At 71.1% G+C, this 16,508-nt stretch carries 11 protein-coding genes; 8 read left to right on the forward strand and 3 right to left on the reverse strand.

All coding sequences use genetic code 11. The annotated features are described in order from the left end of the window. Window positions 1–45 precede the first annotated feature (45 nt). The 3 genes from QF035_RS05225 to QF035_RS05235 are packed head-to-tail and all read left to right on the forward strand — an operon-like array spanning window position 46 to window position 6,853. Window positions 46–1,215 carry an ATP-binding protein gene (locus QF035_RS05225; RefSeq protein ID WP_307518524.1) on the forward strand — a complete coding sequence of 390 codons (1,170 nt, stop codon included), beginning with the start codon at window positions 46–48 and terminating at the stop codon, window positions 1,213–1,215. Window positions 1,216–1,220: 5 nt separating this feature from the next. Then, on the forward strand, window positions 1,221–5,024 hold the full coding sequence (locus QF035_RS05230; RefSeq protein ID WP_307518525.1) for a vWA domain-containing protein: 3,804 nt from the start codon (window positions 1,221–1,223) through the stop codon (window positions 5,022–5,024). Continuing rightward, window positions 5,021–6,853 carry a hypothetical protein gene (locus tag QF035_RS05235; protein WP_307518527.1) on the forward strand — a complete coding sequence of 611 codons (1,833 nt, stop codon included), beginning with the start codon at window positions 5,021–5,023 and terminating at the stop codon, window positions 6,851–6,853. Before QF035_RS05230 ends, QF035_RS05235 begins: the two co-directional genes overlap by 4 nt. 19 nt (window positions 6,854–6,872) lie before the next feature. Here the strand turns inward: QF035_RS05235 and QF035_RS05240 are convergent, their stop codons facing one another. The 3 genes from QF035_RS05240 to QF035_RS05250 form a co-directional block, all read right to left on the reverse strand. Further along, window positions 6,873–8,078 carry a cysteine desulfurase-like protein gene (locus tag QF035_RS05240; RefSeq protein WP_307518529.1) on the reverse strand — a complete coding sequence of 402 codons (1,206 nt, stop codon included), beginning with the start codon at window positions 8,076–8,078 and terminating at the stop codon, window positions 6,873–6,875. 96 nt (window positions 8,079–8,174) lie between these two features. Beyond that, the gene (locus QF035_RS05245) at window positions 8,175–9,386 is read right to left on the reverse strand and encodes a hypothetical protein (protein ID WP_307518531.1); all 1,212 of its coding nucleotides are present in this window, start codon (window positions 9,384–9,386) and stop codon (window positions 8,175–8,177) included. Between the two features lie 128 nt (window positions 9,387–9,514). Continuing rightward, window positions 9,515–10,975 carry an alpha/beta hydrolase family protein gene (locus tag QF035_RS05250; protein ID WP_307518532.1) on the reverse strand — a complete coding sequence of 487 codons (1,461 nt, stop codon included), beginning with the start codon at window positions 10,973–10,975 and terminating at the stop codon, window positions 9,515–9,517. 258 nt (window positions 10,976–11,233) lie between these two features. On the opposite strand from QF035_RS05250, the gene QF035_RS05255 reads away from it, so the two are divergent. The 5 genes from QF035_RS05255 (at window position 11,234) to QF035_RS05275 (ending at window position 16,372) form a co-directional block, all read left to right on the forward strand. Then, window positions 11,234–11,731: a DUF2975 domain-containing protein gene (locus QF035_RS05255; RefSeq protein WP_307518533.1), complete on the forward strand. Its 498-nt coding sequence runs from the start codon at window positions 11,234–11,236 to the stop codon at window positions 11,729–11,731. After that, window positions 11,731–11,955, forward strand: a complete 225-nt coding sequence (locus tag QF035_RS05260; protein WP_307518534.1) for a helix-turn-helix domain-containing protein — start codon at window positions 11,731–11,733, stop codon at window positions 11,953–11,955. Before QF035_RS05255 ends, QF035_RS05260 begins: the two co-directional genes overlap by 1 nt. A gap of 156 nt (window positions 11,956–12,111) precedes the next feature. Continuing rightward, window positions 12,112–12,579, forward strand: a complete 468-nt coding sequence (locus QF035_RS05265; protein ID WP_307518535.1) for a hypothetical protein — start codon at window positions 12,112–12,114, stop codon at window positions 12,577–12,579. A gap of 63 nt (window positions 12,580–12,642) precedes the next feature. After that, window positions 12,643–14,928, forward strand: coding sequence for a protein translocase subunit SecD (gene secD, locus QF035_RS05270; protein ID WP_307518537.1), 2,286 nt, complete (start codon window positions 12,643–12,645; stop codon window positions 14,926–14,928). Window positions 14,929–15,100: 172 nt separating this feature from the next. After that, complete coding sequence (locus QF035_RS05275) at window positions 15,101–16,372, forward strand: saccharopine dehydrogenase family protein (protein WP_307518538.1); 1,272 nt, start codon at window positions 15,101–15,103, stop codon at window positions 16,370–16,372. Window positions 16,373–16,508 lie beyond the last annotated feature (136 nt).

The following is a 16,508-nucleotide window of genomic DNA, read 5'->3' on the forward strand; positions in this document are numbered from 1 at the left end:
CGAACCCCTGATGACGACCTCCCGACCCGACCGGACGGACCACCGATGACCACCACCCTGGCCGCCGACACGGCCCGCCAGATCACTCCGCCCGAGGACCGGCACGCCACCGAGCTGGCCTTCCTCGCCGCCTACGACGACGGGCCGCGCCCACCCGCGTGGCGGCTCACGCCCCGTGCCGTCGTCACGTTCGTCATGGGCAGCGACGGCCGGGCCCTGCGGCTGCCCGACGACGCCCCTACGCCCGAGGGTGTGCCGCGGCGCCTCGTCGTCGAGGGCAAGTTCGTCGGCGACCGAGCCCTGGTCGAGCGGTGCGTCGTCACCCTCGCCGGCGAGCGCGGGCTGCTGCTCGTCGGCGAGCCCGGCACCGCCAAGTCCATGCTGTCCGAGCTGCTGTCCGCCGCCGTCTGCGGCACCAGCGGCCTGGTCGTCCAGGGCACCGCGGGCACGACGGAGGACCAGCTGAAGTACGGCTGGAACTACGCCCTGTTGCTGGCCCAGGGACCCAGCCGCCAGGCCCTCGTGCCCTCGCCCGTCCTGACCGCCATGACCCGGGGAGCCGTCGCCCGGGTGGAGGAGGTCACCCGCTGCCTGCCCGAAGTGCAGGACGCACTGGTGTCGTTGCTCTCCGAGCGGCGCATCGCCGTACCCGAACTGGCGGGCACCGAGGACTCCCTGGCCCACGCGGCACCCGGCTTCAGCCTCATCGCGACGGCCAACCTGCGCGACAAGGGGGTCTCCGAGATGTCGGCCGCGCTGAAGCGCCGCTTCAACTTCGAGACCGTCGGTCCCATCGCGGACCTCGACGCCGAGACCGCGCTCGTGCGCAGCCAGGCACGCACCTCGGTCGAGCGGGCCGGAGCACCCTTCCGCGTCGACGACGCCGTACTGGAAGCCCTCATCACGGCCTTCCGGGACCTGCGGGAGGGCCGGTCCGCGGAGGGCTGGGAGGTCGAGCGGCCCTCCACGGTGATGAGCACCGCGGAAGCCGTGTCCGTGGCGGGCGCGCTGGGGCTCGCCGCCGCCTACTTCCCGGGCGACCGTGATGTCCTCGGCCTGCTGCCCGGTCACCTCCTCGGTGTGGTCCGCAAGGACGACCCCGCCGACGCGGCCCGGCTGCGCGGCTACTGGGACGGCCCCGTCAGGCGCCGCGCCGAACAGGGCTCCGCCACCTGGCGCACCCTGTGGGACCTGCGCACCGTCCTGGAGGACTGACCGCCGTGCCCCTCTCCCCCGACGAAGCCGTCGCGGCCCTCACCGACCCGGCGGCGCCCTACCTCATCGGCGTACGGCACCACGCGCCCTCCCTGGCCGCGGCCGTGCCCGCGCTGCTGGACGCGGCCGAGCCGGACGTGCTGCTCGTCGAACTCCCCGGCGAAATGCAGGAATGGCTGCCCTGGCTCGGTCATGAGGAGACGCGGGCCCCGGTCGCCCTCGCCGCCGCTCCCCGCGACGGGGGCGGCGGCCGGGGCCCGGCCTTCTATCCGTTCGCCGACTTCTCGCCCGAACTCGCCGCCGTGCGCTGGGCCGCGCGACACGACGTGCCGGTCGTCGCGTGCGACCTGCCGCTCGCCGACCGGGCGTGGAGCGCCGAACGGCACACCTCCGCATGCCCGGACGACGGTACGGACCGGGCCTCGGCCCCGGAGCAGCCCGGCACTCCCACCGATCCGGCGTCCGCGTCGCCCTCCGACAGTTCCACCGCTCCGGCATCGGCACAGTCGCCCGGCGGTACCGGCTCCGACGAGGTCGCTGCCCGCGAGACACCCAGCGTTCCCGATCCCGTCGGCGTCCACGAGACGTTCCACCGGGCCGGCCTCGCCGCCGCGCTACGGGTCCGGCTCACGGGCCGTACCGGTGACGACCTCTGGGACCGCCTCGTCGAGACGGCCGCCCCGGGCTCGCCTCCCGAAGCACTGCGGCGGGCCGCCCTCCTGACGGGCTGGGCGCTGCGCGAGGACGCAGAGGCCTCGGGAGGCGTGCCCGAGCTGGACCTGCGGCGCGAGGAGTGGATGCGCGCCCGGCTGGCCGCCGCCACCGCGAACGGCGAACGAGCAGCCGTGCTCGTCGGCGCCTTCCACGCCCCGGCGTTGACGTCACCGGGCACACCGACGGAGCCCCGATCGCCCGCCCCCATCGGCTCGGACTCCGAGGCCCCGGCATGGACGACGTCGTTCATCCCCTACACCTATGCACTCCTGGACGAGCGGTCCGGGTACCCGGCGGGCATCCGGGACCCGGAATGGCAGCACCTGGTTCTGGGCGCGGCGGGCGACCCGGTCGCGTTGGAAGACGCCCTGACACGCGCCGCCGTGCAGATCTGTGCCCAACTGCGCTCCCTCGGCCACCCGTCGGGACCCGCCGATGCCCGGGAGATCTGCCGCCTCGCGGGAGACCTCGCCCGACTGCGTGGACTCCCCGCGGCCGGCCGGGGCGAGCTGGTCGAAGCGGTGCAGACCGTACTCACACAGGGGGAGCCGTACGGGCGCGGCCGAGCCGTCGCACAGGCGATGGAGCGAGTACTCGTGGGAACGCGCGGCGGCCGCCCGGCACCCGGAGCACCCCGCAGTGGACTCGCTCCGGCCGTGGAGGCGGAGCTGGCGGCGTTGGGGCTGCCCGGGCCCGACAGCCACGGCACCGACGCCACGCGGGATCTGCGCCTGGACCCACTGCGCTCCGACATGGACGCCCGCCGAGAACTCCTGTTGCAGCGCCTGACCGTGTGCGGTGTGCCGTACGGAGAGGCAAAGGAAGTCGTCGGCGCAGGCGGCTCCGAGGCGCTGACCTCTCGCTGGGAGGTGCGCTGGACGCCCGCCACGGCGGCCATGCTGACCGCGGCCGGTGTCCGGGGAGTCACCCCCGCGCAGGCCGCCGAGGGGTTGCTGCGCGAACGCCGGCGCGCGGAGCGGGACGAGGGCGGGCCAACAGCGGCGCAGACCCTGCACGGCCTTCGGCAGGCGGCGGAGTGCGGCCTGCCCGCCCTCACGGACGAACGCCTCTCCGACGTCCGCGAGGTGCTGCCGCAGTCCGCCACGCTGCCGGAACTCCTCGCCGGCCTGACCCTGTTGGACCGTCTGCGGGCGGGTCACGTCGCAGGCCTCGACACCGACGAGGAACGTACCGACACGGTGGCCACCGTGGCCGAGCTGCTGACCGCCGCGGCGGTGCGGCAGGTGGACGGTCTCACCGGTTCCGAGGACCGGGGCGACGCACACGCGCTGCTCGAACTCGCCCATCGCGCGGACCTCTTGGGCGGCATACGGCTCGCCGACGCGCTCGCCCGGCTGGCCGCCGACGGCTCCCCGCTGATGCGCGGCGCCGCCGGAGCCGTACGCGTTCTCCTCGGTCACGAGGACCCGCATGTTCTGGGCGATCGCGTCGCTTCCTGGGTCGACTCGGCCAGCACTCCCGAGGCCCGGACCGCCCTCACCGACCGGCTCATCGGGGTGCTTACCGCCGCGGGCCCACTCCTGGAGGCGGCGGCCCCCGCCCTGGAGCCGCTGCTCAACCGCATCATCGAGATGCCCGACCGGCAGTTCCTCGACCGGCTCCCGGCGCTCCGGGGAGGCTTCGACACCCTCAGTCCGGCGGCACGCGACCGGCTCCTCGACACCGTCGAAGAGCGCCTCGCCACCACGCATCTGACCGACACCGGCGGCGTCGACCCCGCGGCACTCGCCACCTGGACCCGCGCGGACCTCGCGGCCCGCGCCGCCCTCCGCGCGCTCGGGCTCCTACCTCCGCCCAATCCGCCCAATCCGCCCAATCCGCCCAAGGGGGACGACCGCGTTCCGGCGACCCAGAGTCCCGAAGCGCGCGAAGCCTCCAAAACCCTCGGGAGCCCCGGAACCGAGGCAACCGAAGCAACCGAAGCAACCGAGCGAGTCGCTGAGCACTCCCTCGAGGATCACGTCCTCGCGTCCGCCGACCGCTGGCGGCTCGTACTCGGCCGTCGTACGGATCAACTGCCGCGCTCGGCCTCGGCGTTCGCGACCGCGCTGGACGAGTTGTACGGCAGTGGACGCGGCGAGGGCAGCAGGGGCGACCTGACCGGACCTCGCCGACGCGGCGGGGGCGGCCGGGAGGCTTCGTACCCAGGAGTGCGTGAGTGGTCCGAGGAACTGGCCGCCCTGTTCGGACCGGGCATCCGTGAAGAGGTGCTGGCGGCGGCCGCGGCGTCGGGCCGCAAGGACGTGATAGCCGAGCTCAACCCGGACGTGGTGCGGCCCTCCGTCGACCTGCTGCGCACCGTCCTCCAGCACGCGGGAGGGCTGCCAGAGGCACAACTGGCCGCGCTGCGCCCGCTGGTCCGCCGCCTGGTCAAGGCGCTGACCCGGGAACTGGCCACACGCCTGCGCCCCGCGTTGCACGGCGCGGTCCTGCCGCGCCCCAGCCGACGGCCGGGTGGCGGCCTGGATCTGCCCCGCACACTGCGCGCCAACCTCGCGACCGCGCGCCGCGGTCCGGACGGCACCGTCCAGGTCATCCCGGAGCACCCCGTCTTCCGTTCGCGCGCCAAACGCGCCGCGGACTGGCGGCTGATCCTGGTCACCGACGTGTCGGGGTCCATGGAGGCCTCGACGGTCTGGGCGGCCCTCACGGCTTCCGTCCTGGCCGGAGTGCCGACCCTCTCAACGCATTTCCTGGCCTTCTCCACGGAGGTCATCGACCTCACCGGCCATGTCGACGACCCGTTGTCGCTGCTCCTCGAGGTCAGCGTGGGCGGCGGCACCCACATCGCCGCCGGGCTGCGCCACGCCCGCGAGCTCGTCACCGTGCCGTCCCGCACCCTCGTCGTGGTCATCAGCGACTTCGAGGAGGGCTACCCCCTCGGTGGTCTGCTCGCCGAAGTCCGCGGTCTCGTCGGGGCCGGCTGCCACGTACTCGGCTGCGCGAGCCTGGACGACGCCGGTCGCCCCCGGTACTCGACCGGCGTCGCGGGACAACTCGTCGCCGCGGGCATGCCCGTCGCCGCCCTCAGCCCACTCGAACTCGCCCGCTGGGTAGGGGAGAAAGTCTCTTGAGCCTCGACCTGCCTCAGGTCGCTCCGGCGGTGACCGCCGAACTCGTCCAAGGGCTCACGCCCCGCCTGCGCAAGCGGCTGGACGCCGGCATCACCAAGCTGGCGGGGCGGCCGTCCGTCCGCGACGGCGACACCGTACGCATCGCCGTCGACGACGACACCCATCTCGAACTGCACGCCCCCGGCGGCACCGTGACCACCACGGACGCGATCCGCTGCGGCTGCCTGCTGGCGCCGGACTGCCTGCACCGCGCGGCCGCGGCCTCGGCGGCACCGATCGCGGATTCCGAGCCCGAGCCCGGGTGCGGGTCCGGGTCCGGGTCCGGGTCCGGGTCGCAGTCGATGCCGGACGCCGTGCCCGCATCGGTCGGCGAGGACGCACCCGCCTCCGCGAATGAGCCGATCTCGGCGAGCACCCGGTCCGCGTCACCCGCAGAGTCCGACACCCTCACCCCCGACCAACGCGCCGCCGCACAAGCCATGTACGACGCCGCGGCCGCCGTACTCGAAGCCGGTGCGGACGGGGCGGGCGCCGTGCTGCAGGCGGAGTTGCTGCGCGCCGCTCACACCGCACGGATCAGCGGCCTGCCCAGGATCGCCGCCTCGGCGGTATCCGTGGTCACCCAACTGCGCGCCGCCCGCTGCGCCGACCCGGCGTACCGCCTCACCGATCTGACCGCGACACTCCGCGAAGTCCTCGGGACAGCCCATCGCCTTCCGGGCTCAACGGGCCCCGAACTCGCCGCCCTGCGAGGCACCGCACGGCAGCCGTACTCCCCGGACGGATCCCTGCGGCTGTACGGGCTCTTCTCCGAGCCAGTCCTCACGGCGACCGGATACGCGGGAGCGGTCACCTGGGCGTCCGACGCCGAGGGCCGTCTCCATACGGTCTCGGACGTCGTCCCGGGAGGGCCCGGCCGGGCGGTGGGTGCGGCCGACCGGGCCGTACGCATCGGGGACACGGCTCTCACCCACCGCGAACTGTCGAGGGCCGGGCTCGCCGTGTCCGGTGCGACCGTCTCCCCGACGGGCCGACTGGGCGCGGGAGCGGGCGTACGGGCCGTGCGCGCGTCCGGCGCCGCCTGGCGCGAGGACCCTCTCGCCGGCCTGTGGGCACTGCCCGTCGCCGATCAGGTTTCACGTGCCCTGACCGGCGGGGACGGCCTGCTGTTCCTCGACGTGATCCTCACCGGTACGGTCCGCGAGGCGGCGGGCGACTGCCTGCTCGCCGACTGCGACGGACTGACGCTCCGCCTCGCCGCCGCCCATGACCACCCCGCGCTGCTCTACCGCGACAACCTCCGTCTCCTCGCGGCCGCCCCGGGCACCCGACTGCGAGTCGTCGCCCGCCTCGACCCGTCTCCTCTGCCCCGGGCACTGCTCCTCGCCGCGGACCACCCGCGCGATCCCGGGGCCCATCTCGACCTGGGTCTCGACCGCCTCCAGCACGCGGACCTGCCCGCCCCGGCGATGGCACCCGTCGGATCGCCACCCGCTCCGGACGAGGCGCCGCTGCATCTCCTGCGGCGCCGTGTCCACCAGGCGGCCTCGGCGGGCCGTCGCGTGCTCGCCTTCCCCGGAGACAGCGCCACCGACAGCCGGCGCCTGGGCCGCTACGGTTTCGCCTGCGCCGGAGGCCTCCTCGACGAACTCCGTTCGGCCGCCGCGGACCGGTCGCGCGACGTCTTCGGCCGTCTCGTCCCAGCCGACGTCAACCGGTTCGCCCACGCGTGGCTCGCGGCGGCCCACTACACCGAGGAGGTCGACCGATCGCTGTGCGCCGCGGCGTGGGGAGCGGACCCGGCGCTGTCGCCCTCCCCCTCCCCCTGAACGAGGTCGATGGCTCCCCTCAGAGCGCCAGGAACTCGGACAGACCGTCCAGGAGCCGTTCGACGTCCTCCGTGTTGTTGTAGGGGGCCAGGCCGATCCGGAGGCCACCGGCGTCGCCGAGGCCGAGTCGGCGGGAGGCCTCGATCGCGTAGAAGGACCCCGACGGCGCGTGGACGCCACGCTCCGCGAGGAACCGGTATGCCTCCACCGACGATCGGCCCTCGAACGTGAGCAACAGGGTGGGAGTGCGATCGACCGCCCTGGAGTGGACTTGAACCCCTGTGAGCGAGGACAAGCCCTTGTCGAGTTGTGCGCGCAGGGACTGTTCATGCGCTTCGAGCGCCATGAACGCCGAGGTAAGGCGCTGCCGTCGCGTTCCTGTTGCCTCCGTGTCGAGCGCGGCGAGGAAATCCACCGCCGCTGCGGTACCCGCGAGGAACTCGTAGGGCAGTGTGCCCAGTTCGAAGCGCTCCGGCACCGCGTCGGTGGAGGGAAGAAGCTTGTCCGGCCGCAACGTCTCCAGCAACTCCGGCCGGGCGGCGAGGACTCCGTGGTGGGGGCCGAGGAACTTGTACGGAGAACAGACGAAGAAGTCCGCGCCGAGCCGCTCCAGGTCGACCAGCGCGTGGGCGGTGCAGTGAACACCGTCGACATACGTCAGAGCTCCTGCATCGCGAACCAGGCCGGAGATCTCGGCGATCGGGGGACGCGTTCCGATCAGGTTGGAGGCGGCGGTGACGGCGACCAGCCTGGTACGCGGCGACAGAACGGCGCGGACGTCGGCGGCGGTCAGTTCTCCGGTGGCGGGGTCGAAGTCGGCCCAGCGCACAGTGGCACCGGCCTGGGCGGCGGCCTGGACCCATGGGCGAATATTGGCGTCGTGATCGAGACGGGTGACGACCACCTCGTCCCCGGGCGACCACGTCTTGGCGAGGGCACGGGAGAAGTCGTAGGTGAGCTGAGTGGCACTACGGCCGAAGACGATCCCTCTGGGGTCCGCTCCCAACAGATCGGCCAGGGCCTGCCGGGCCTTGGTGATGATGCTCTCGGCGTTCCGCTCCCCCGGTGTCCCTTGCCCCCGGTTCGACAGAGGCTGCGCCAGTGCATCGGCGATGGCCCGGATGACGGGCTGTGGGGTCTGGGTACCGCCGGGTCCGTCGAAGTGCGCGGTTCCGGCGCTCAGCGCGGGGAACTGGGAGCGGAGGGCGGTGATGTCGTACGTCACGAGAGCTCCTGTGGGTGCCGTGCCGGGACAGCCGGCTGTGCTGTGGGCCCTGCCCGTCCAGCCGGCCACCCCTGGATCATGACGGGTCCGCAACCCTCACGGTCCGAGTCGCTGGAAAGCGAGGGCGAACGGGGTCAAGCGTGCTGATTCGCGTGCCAGTTCGCGGAGAAAGACCAGATGGGGACGGCGTCTGAGCATTCGACGCAGCATACGGGGACTGCGGGGCAAGGGAACCATGGTCTCGGCCGAGGCAATGGGCAGACCGAGCGTGAGTGTGACCTGCTGCTTCTCGCTCCTGGCCAGACCCAGGTCGAGTTCGAGTTCGTGGACGAGCGTACGCACCTCCTCCTGGGCTGCCCTCACAGAGATGAGGTCCTCCTGATTGCGGAGTTTGCAGTCGATCTCGCGAATCCAGTTCCGGAACGCGGTGGCCTTGGCGCTCCGCCTGACCTCGACCGCCGTCTCCAACAGTGCACCCCGGGTGGCGCACTGACTGACGACGTAGGAGGCGATGAGCGGGAAGTCGGCCGACACCGCGGCACCGCCGAACCCGTTGTTGATCTGGGAGCGCACCCCCTCTCTGATGCCCGTCGCCCGGCTCACCACCAGGTCCCTGAAACTGATGGGCTGTTCTTCCGGCCGGCTGCGGATCAGGGATGAACGCCAGGTGTGCGGCATGTACGGCGTGCCGCCCGAATAGGCCATCCCCTGGTAGTAGAAGCCCCGGAACGCGAAGAGCGCAAAGCTCCTTGTCGCTGTTTCCTGCCGGTCGAGAAGGTGTACGAGTTCACGTAGGTCGCGTGCGACTGTCCGCTCGTGTGCGGGATCCACACCCTCCATGGTCAGATCCACGAACTCGGTTGAATCCCGGTAGTGGAGCGGCAGGACCTCCAGGGTGTCGGACGACGGAACAAACCCCAGGTGCTCTCCCAACTGCCCCGACCTCAACAGGCGCATCACCTCTCTGGCCCCGGTCTGAAGCAGCGCGGCATGCAGTGTTCCCGAACCCGAGACCATGTCCGTTTCCCTGAAGAAGCGGCCGTTCGCGCGGCTCACCTGATGCAGTTCGGGCCAGACGACGTGGTCGTCCCGGCTGGAGTTGTCCACGCTGAAGCCTTCGACCAGGACGATGGCCTCCAGTACGTCCATAAGGGATCGCAGATCGACCCCTGAAGGCATGGGCCGGTGGTACGCCGATCGTCCCTGGAAAGCTCTCCGGGCGCCGAAGATCGTGGTGTTGTCCATCAGGACGAACCCGTGGGGCAGCAGCAGCTCGCCGCCGACCCACAGGTCGTCGTCATCCCACATGGTGTTCCCCCTGCGTACATCGCCTGGTTCAACACCGATCAACCTATGCAGCGGCGTCGTGGGTGTCAGCCAACCTGCCTGAGATCAGCCGGGTCATGGACGATCCCCACCGGATCTCCAACCTGGAGTCACCGCGACGGGCGGAGCATCCTCGGCGGTGTGAAGTCGGTGTACGCAGGCTCCAAGGGCAGGTCCGCGCCGGTGCCGAGGTCCAGCACCTTCTGGTACGCCGCACCCATCGCGCTCACCGAGGCGTTGAGCCGTGTCGGTGTGGTGCTCGGCCACTGCCCGTCGTCGATCCGGTCGAGCAGCGTCCGCAGCATGACCAGTTCGTCGGCGGAGCTGAACGAGCAGTGCCCACCGCGGTCCACCCAGAGCTGCCGCAGCGAGACGGAGTTGCCGTGGCGGCGGATCTGGTCGGCGTACCACCGTTCCTGGTCGGTCACCGCGCCGCCGTCGCCGGTCGAGTGCAGGGTGACGACGGGAGCCGGCGTCGTACCGCGGACGATGCCGTGGCGGTACTGGTAGGCCACTGCCTTCGCGTCGGGCCCGATCCGCGGTGCCTTCGCCAGGCGTTTCAGGCCGGCGTCCAGGTCGCCTCCGGGTGCGGCGGCGTACGCGTCGCGGACCAGGTCCCGCCGGCTCGACCTGGCGAGCAGCCGACCATAGTCGACGCCGGTGTTCCAGGACGGGTTGCCGCCCGCGCGGGCCTCCAACTCGGTCCGGCCGACCGGCCCGATTCCATAGCTGTACGCCCATTTCGTCCACAGCGCCTGGGCGGCGACCAGTTCGCCGGTCGCCGTCGGCTTCGGCTCGTGCGCCGCGTACCACCCCGGAATGTTCGCCACGGCTCCGGCCAGGGCCAACCGTGCCCGCCCCTCGGGGGTTTCGAGGGCACGGTCGATCGCGGCGGCCAACGCGTCCCGGCCGGCCGCGGCATCCTCGCCGGCCCGGACCAACTCGATGTCCTCGCCGGGCGCGAGGAGGGTCCTGACCACGAACGTGATGTCGAGACCGGAGTTCCACGTCGCGTGTGTGTCGTACTCCGCGCACATCGCGGCCACCCCGTCGAAGCGCTTCGGGTTCCGCTCGGCGAGCAGTGCCGCGATCAGACCGCCCTGCGACATGCCACTGGACACGGTCCGCCGCGGCTCGCCCACGTGCTCCTCGAACCAGTCGAGCAGCGCGACCTGGTCGGTCACCCCGTCCTGGACCCCGTAGCCGACGCCGTCGTTCTTGAACTTCGACGCCGCCACCGCGTAGCCGTGCTCGACCAGCCACTGTTCGGTCTCGACGCGGTTGGCCACCTGCACGCCCTCCGGCACCCACTCGGCCAGGAAGTACCCGTGGCTGTAGAGCACCAGCGTCCCGTTCCAGCGGGCGGGCAACTCGACGCGGTACTCCGCCCCGTCGATCTCACCGGTGAACGTCTTCCGTCCCCCGGCCGCGGCCGACGCCTTCGCCGACGCGTCGGCGGGCGGACCTCCGACCACGAGCCCGGCCACCAACCCCGCCAGAGCCACACCCACCAGCCCCACCCGAGCCGTCCGCCGACGCCACCGGCCCGCCCCACTCGTGCGTCTGCTCACTCTCGTCTCCCGTCGTCGTCCACAGGTGTACTCAAGGGCAGACTGCGCGACGGGCACGTTCTCATCGTTCTCGGCGGCGTACGCTGCTTCAGCCCACCGGGGCAGAGCGGGAGCCACAACCCACATCGCCGGGTCCGCACCCGAGCACAGGTGAGTTGCCGTCCGATTCCGATGCGAGAGATCGACTTCGACCTGCAAGGTCTCCAGACCTCAACGAGATCGATTGCCTTTCGATCGATACCCATCGATAATCGATGCATGCATCGTCTCTTCATAGCCGCGCTCCGCGCCGGTATCGCCGCAGCGATCCTGGTCGGTCTCTTCGGCCAGTTCGTAGTCATTCCGACGACAGCGGCGGACGAGGTCGACCGTTTCCCTCCCTACGCACCGTTCGCCACGCCGTATGTGACGGTGGCGATCGTCGGCGTCGTCTGTGTCCAGGTCACCCTCGTCGCGGTGTGGATGCTGCTCGCCATGGTCCGACGCGGCGCGATCTTCTCGCCGCTGGCCTTCCGTTGGGTCGACATCGTCATCGGATCCTCCGTCGTGGCGACGCTGCTGGCGATCGGGGTCGCCGGGCATCTCTTCGTGGCCGACATCCCGTCTCCCGACGACGGTATGGAGGAACTCGGCGCCCTGGGCGCCGCGATCACGAGCGTCGGCGTGGGAGCGGCGTTCGCGATGCTCACCGTCATCATGCGAAGCCTCTTGCGGAAGGCGACGGATCTGCAGACCGAGATCGCCGCGGTCGTCTGATGGCGATCATCGTCGACCTCGACGTCCAGCTCGCCAGACACAAGCTGTCGGTCGGCGAGTTCGCGGCTGCCGTCGGCATCACGCCCGCCAACATCGCCGTGTTGAAGAACGGCCGCGCGAAGGCGGTGCGGTTCACGACCCTGGACGCGATCTGCCGGACGCTCGACTGCCAGCCCGGTGACGTACTGCGCTGGGTACCCGACGACGACACGAACGACGGCTGACAACCTGCTGGAGCTGCTGAAGCTGCACCGAATTCACCATCCGTGTCGGTCTGCGCGAACCTTATGCGTTCCTCATCCGTTGTCCTCAAGGGCCGCCCCCCGTGGCGGCCCTACCCCTGACCGGGCCCGGAGAGACACATGAGGAGGAGGTGTCGCATGCCACAGCAAACCCGTGCGTCCTCCACCTCCGACAGCCAGAACCTCACCCCCGTCACCGGCGCGCTCCTGTCGGCACTGTTCGCCCTCCTCGGCGTACTCGGTCTCCAGGGCATCCCCGCCGCGGCCACCACCGTCGCACCGACGCCGGTCGCAGGCGTCGCGTACCAGCACCTGGCACCGACCGCGGAGATCCCCCCGGCCACGAGTGTCGCCACCAAGGCCGGTACCCGTAGCAACGCCGACGACAAGTACACCACCGCCTGCGGCCAGCAGTCCCGCGTGGGCAGGGCCGCGCCGGGCGAATGGCACACCCTGACTCCGGGCGGAGTGTCCGTCCCGCCCGGCCTGGTACTCCCCCTGCCGGAGTCCGGGCCGCAACTGCCGCTCTCTCAGGACGCCTTCACACCTCCACAGCACTCCGAGCGTCACAGCGGGCGGGGACCGCCGCCCTCCAACGGCAACTGACGTCACCCAGTCGATCCCCACCGCACCCTTCTCACGGCTGCGGTATGCCTGTTGGAGGCACCCTTGACGCGCGCCATTCGCGTGCGGGCGTTCTTCGCCCTTGCCGTTCTCGCCCTGTCGCTCTTCATCACGCTGACCGTGCCGGTCCGCCTCGGACTCGATCTGCGCGGCGGCACTCAGATCGTCCTGGAAACCCGGGATTCGCCCACGGCCAAGGCCGACTCGGAGGCCACTGACCGCACTTTGGAGGTGCTGCGCCACCGCATCGACGCGCTCGGCGTCGCCGAACCCACCATCGCCCGTTCCGGGGACAACCGGATCATCGTCGAACTGCCTGGCATCCAGGACCCGCGTGAGGCCGCCGACGTGCTTGGCCGCACCGCCCAACTCGCCTTCCATCCGGTCCTCGGTACCGCGGACGCCGGCGAAACCTCACGTCAGCCGCTGCCCAAGAAGCCGGCGGAACTCGTCCTGCCCGACGAATCCGGTCAGCCCGTGCGCCTGGGCCCGTCGGCACTCACCGGCGCGGACGTCGACAGCGCCGAGGCGCGCATCGACCAGCAGAGCGGGGTCGGCTGGTACGTCGGCGTCGACTTCAAGGGAGCGGGCGGCGACGCCTGGGCCCGCCTGACGGGCGAGGCAGCCTGTCGTCCCGCCGGCGATCCCGCCCGCCGCGTCGCCATCGTCCTGGACGACAAGGTCATCTCCTCCCCGCAGGTCAACTCCTCCGTCGCCTGCCGTACGGGCATCGACGGAGGGTCCACTCAGATCACCGGCTCCTTCAGCCGTGACGAGGCCCGCGAACTGGGCCTGCTCATCAACGGCGGAGCCCTGCCGGTGCCGGTCGAGACGGTCGAACAGCGCACGGTCGGCCCGACCCTGGGCGCATCGGCCATCGAGGCCAGTGCCCGGGCCGCCGTCATCGGCACCGCGCTGACCTCCCTGTTCATCATCGCCGTCTACCGACTCCTCGGTGCCCTGGCCGCCGTGGCCCTCACCTGTTACGGAGTCATCTCCTACGCGGCTCTCGCCGCGCTCGGCGCCACCCTCACCCTCCCGGGGCTCGCCGGGTTCGTCCTGGCCATCGGTATGGCCGTCGACGCCAACGTGCTCGTCTTCGAACGGGCCCGCGAGGAATACGCGGCCCGCCAGAGCAAGGGCCTGCGCGCCGCCCTCACCGCCGGATTCCGCAACGCGTTCAGCGCCATCGCCGACTCGAACATCACCACGCTCATCGCCGCGGGCCTGCTCTTCTTCCTCGCCTCCGGACCTGTCCGCGGGTTCGGTGTCACCCTGGGCATCGGCGTTCTCGCCTCCATGCTCAGCGCCCTGGTCATCACGCGCGTACTCGCCGACCACGCGGTCGCCCGCCGATCCGTACGACGCCGTCCCCGTCTCACCGGCATCGCGAACACCGGTAAGGTCCGCGACTGGCTCGTCCGCCGCAATCCTGACCTGATGCACCGTCGGCGCACCTGGCTGGCCGCGTCCGCCGTCGCCCTCGTCCTGGCCACCTCGGGCATCGCGATCCGGGGGCTGAACTTCGGCGTCGAGTTCACCGGCGGACGGCTCATGGAGTACGCCACCTCGGCACCGGTCGACGCCGACCGCGCCCGGGACGCCCTGGCCGACGCGGGTCTGCCCCGCGCGGTCGTCCAGACCTCCGGCGACGACGACCTCTCCGTACGGACGGACCAACTGTCCAACGCCGAGGCGGCGAAGATGGACAGGACGATCAGCGATCTCGCGGGCAGTGCCGACAAGATCCGCGACGAGCTCATCGGCCCCAGCCTCGGGGACGAACTGCGCCGAGGTGCTCTCATCGGCCTCGCCTCTGCCCTGGCCGCCCAGTTGCTGTATCTCGCGGTGCGCTTCCGCTGGACCTTCGGCACATCCGCGGTCGCCGCGATGGCCCATGACGCGCTGATCCTCGTAGGTGTCTTCGCCTGGCTCGGCAAGCCGATCGACGGCGTGTTCCTCGCGGCCCTGCTGACCGTGATCGGATACTCCGTCAACGACTCCGTCGTCGTCTTCGACCGCATCAGGGAACTGTCGGCCGGCGACCGGAAGACACCCTTCTCGCGCCTCGCCAACACCGCCATCCTGCAAACCCTCCCCCGCACGGTGAACACGGGCATGGGAGCCGTGTTCATCCTCTCCGCCCTCACCCTGCTGGGCGGAGACTCCCTGACCGACTTCGCCCTCGCCCTGCTCATCGGCATCGTCGTGGGCACGTACTCCTCGATGTTCACCGCCGCACCCCTGGCCATCGAACTCCAGGCCCGCAGCGCCACGCCGCCGGCCGGCACCACACCTCGATCAGCCCCGCGCGGCGCGGCAGTGATCTAGGGACGCGGCACGGTACAACTCCGCTTCTGACCTGGGCATACGAAGCCGATCGAGCATGGCGCGACATCTCCGGATCAGTCACCTCTCACCGGGCGGTCCGGCTGATATCGTCCTGGCCCACCGAACAGGCAGGGGGCTCCCCTGCGACGGCGGGACGAAGGAGTGCTGCGCCATGCGAGTTCTCTTGGTCGGAGCGGGCGGCGTCGGGACCGCGATCACGAGGATCGCGGCCCGGCGTTCTTTCTACGAGCACATGGTCGTCGCCGACTACGACCCGGCGCGGGCGGAGTCGGCCGTCGCGGCCCTCGGGGAGGACGAGCACAGGTTCACGGCTGTGCGACTCGACGCCTCGGACACGACAGGTGTGCGGGCCGCCCTCGCCGAGCACCGCTGTGACGTCCTGCTGAATGCCACCGACCCCCGCTTCGTGCTGCCGCTGTTCGACGCGGCACTCACCCATGGCGCCCACTACCTGGACATGGCGATGTCCTTGTCCCGGCCGCATCCGACCCGCCCCTACCAGGAGTGCGGCGTGAAACTGGGGGACGCGCAGTTCGAACGGTCCGCCGAGTGGGAGGCGGCGGACCGGCTCGCGCTGGTCGGCATGGGTGTGGAACCGGGCCTGTCGGACGTCTTCGCCCGTTACGCCGCCGACGTCCTCTTCGACGAGATCGAGGAGATCGGCATCCGTGACGGCGCCAACCTGGTCGTGGACGGCTACGACTTCGCCCCGTCCTTCAGCATCTGGACGACCATCGAGGAATGCCTCAACCCACCGGTCGTCTACGAAGCGGAGCGGGGCTGGTTCACCACGCCGCCCTTCAGTGAGCCCGAGGTCTTCGACTTCCCGGAGGGCATGGGGCCGGTGGAGTGCGTCAACGTCGAGCACGAGGAAGTGCTGCTGGTCCCCCGGTGGTTGAAGGCCCGGCGGGTCACCTTCAAGTACGGTCTCGGCGACGAGTTCATCGGCGTCCTCCAGACCCTGCACAAACTGGGTCTGGACCGCACCGACCCGGTCACCGTGAACGGCGGCACCGAGACCGGAACGGGCAAGGTCACGGTCTCCCCGCGGGACGTGGTCGCCGCCTGTCTGCCCGACCCGGCCGGTCTCGGGGACCGTATGCACGGCAAGACGTGCGCGGGTACGTGGGTCAGGGGCACCAAGGACGGCCGGCCTCGGGAGGTCTACCTCTACCACGTGGTCGACAACCAGTGGTCGATGCGGGAGTACGGCTCCCAGGCCGTGGTCTGGCAGACCGCGATCAACCCCGTGGCCGCTCTCGAACTCATCGCGTCGGGAGCCTGGCACGGCAGCGGAGTGCTCGGCCCCGAGGCACTGCCGCCCCGGCCGTTCCTCGACCTGCTGACGGAGTACGGATCACCGTGGGGCATGCGCGAGGACACGGCCGTACAGGAGGACGGGACCGACAGCCCCGCCCTCTGAATTCCACGTACCGCCTGCCGTCCTTGCCTGCCAGGCACCTGCGGACGCCTACCCAGGTGACATGCGTATCCAAGAGGCCCTCAATAGCGTAAAAAGTTCCACAACGCCCTGTTGTATGGATTCACGCACAACCGGA

Origin of the sequence: Streptomyces umbrinus (assembly GCF_030817415.1) — a bacterium.
Taxonomy (GTDB): Bacteria; Actinomycetota; Actinomycetes; order Streptomycetales; family Streptomycetaceae; genus Streptomyces; species Streptomyces umbrinus_A.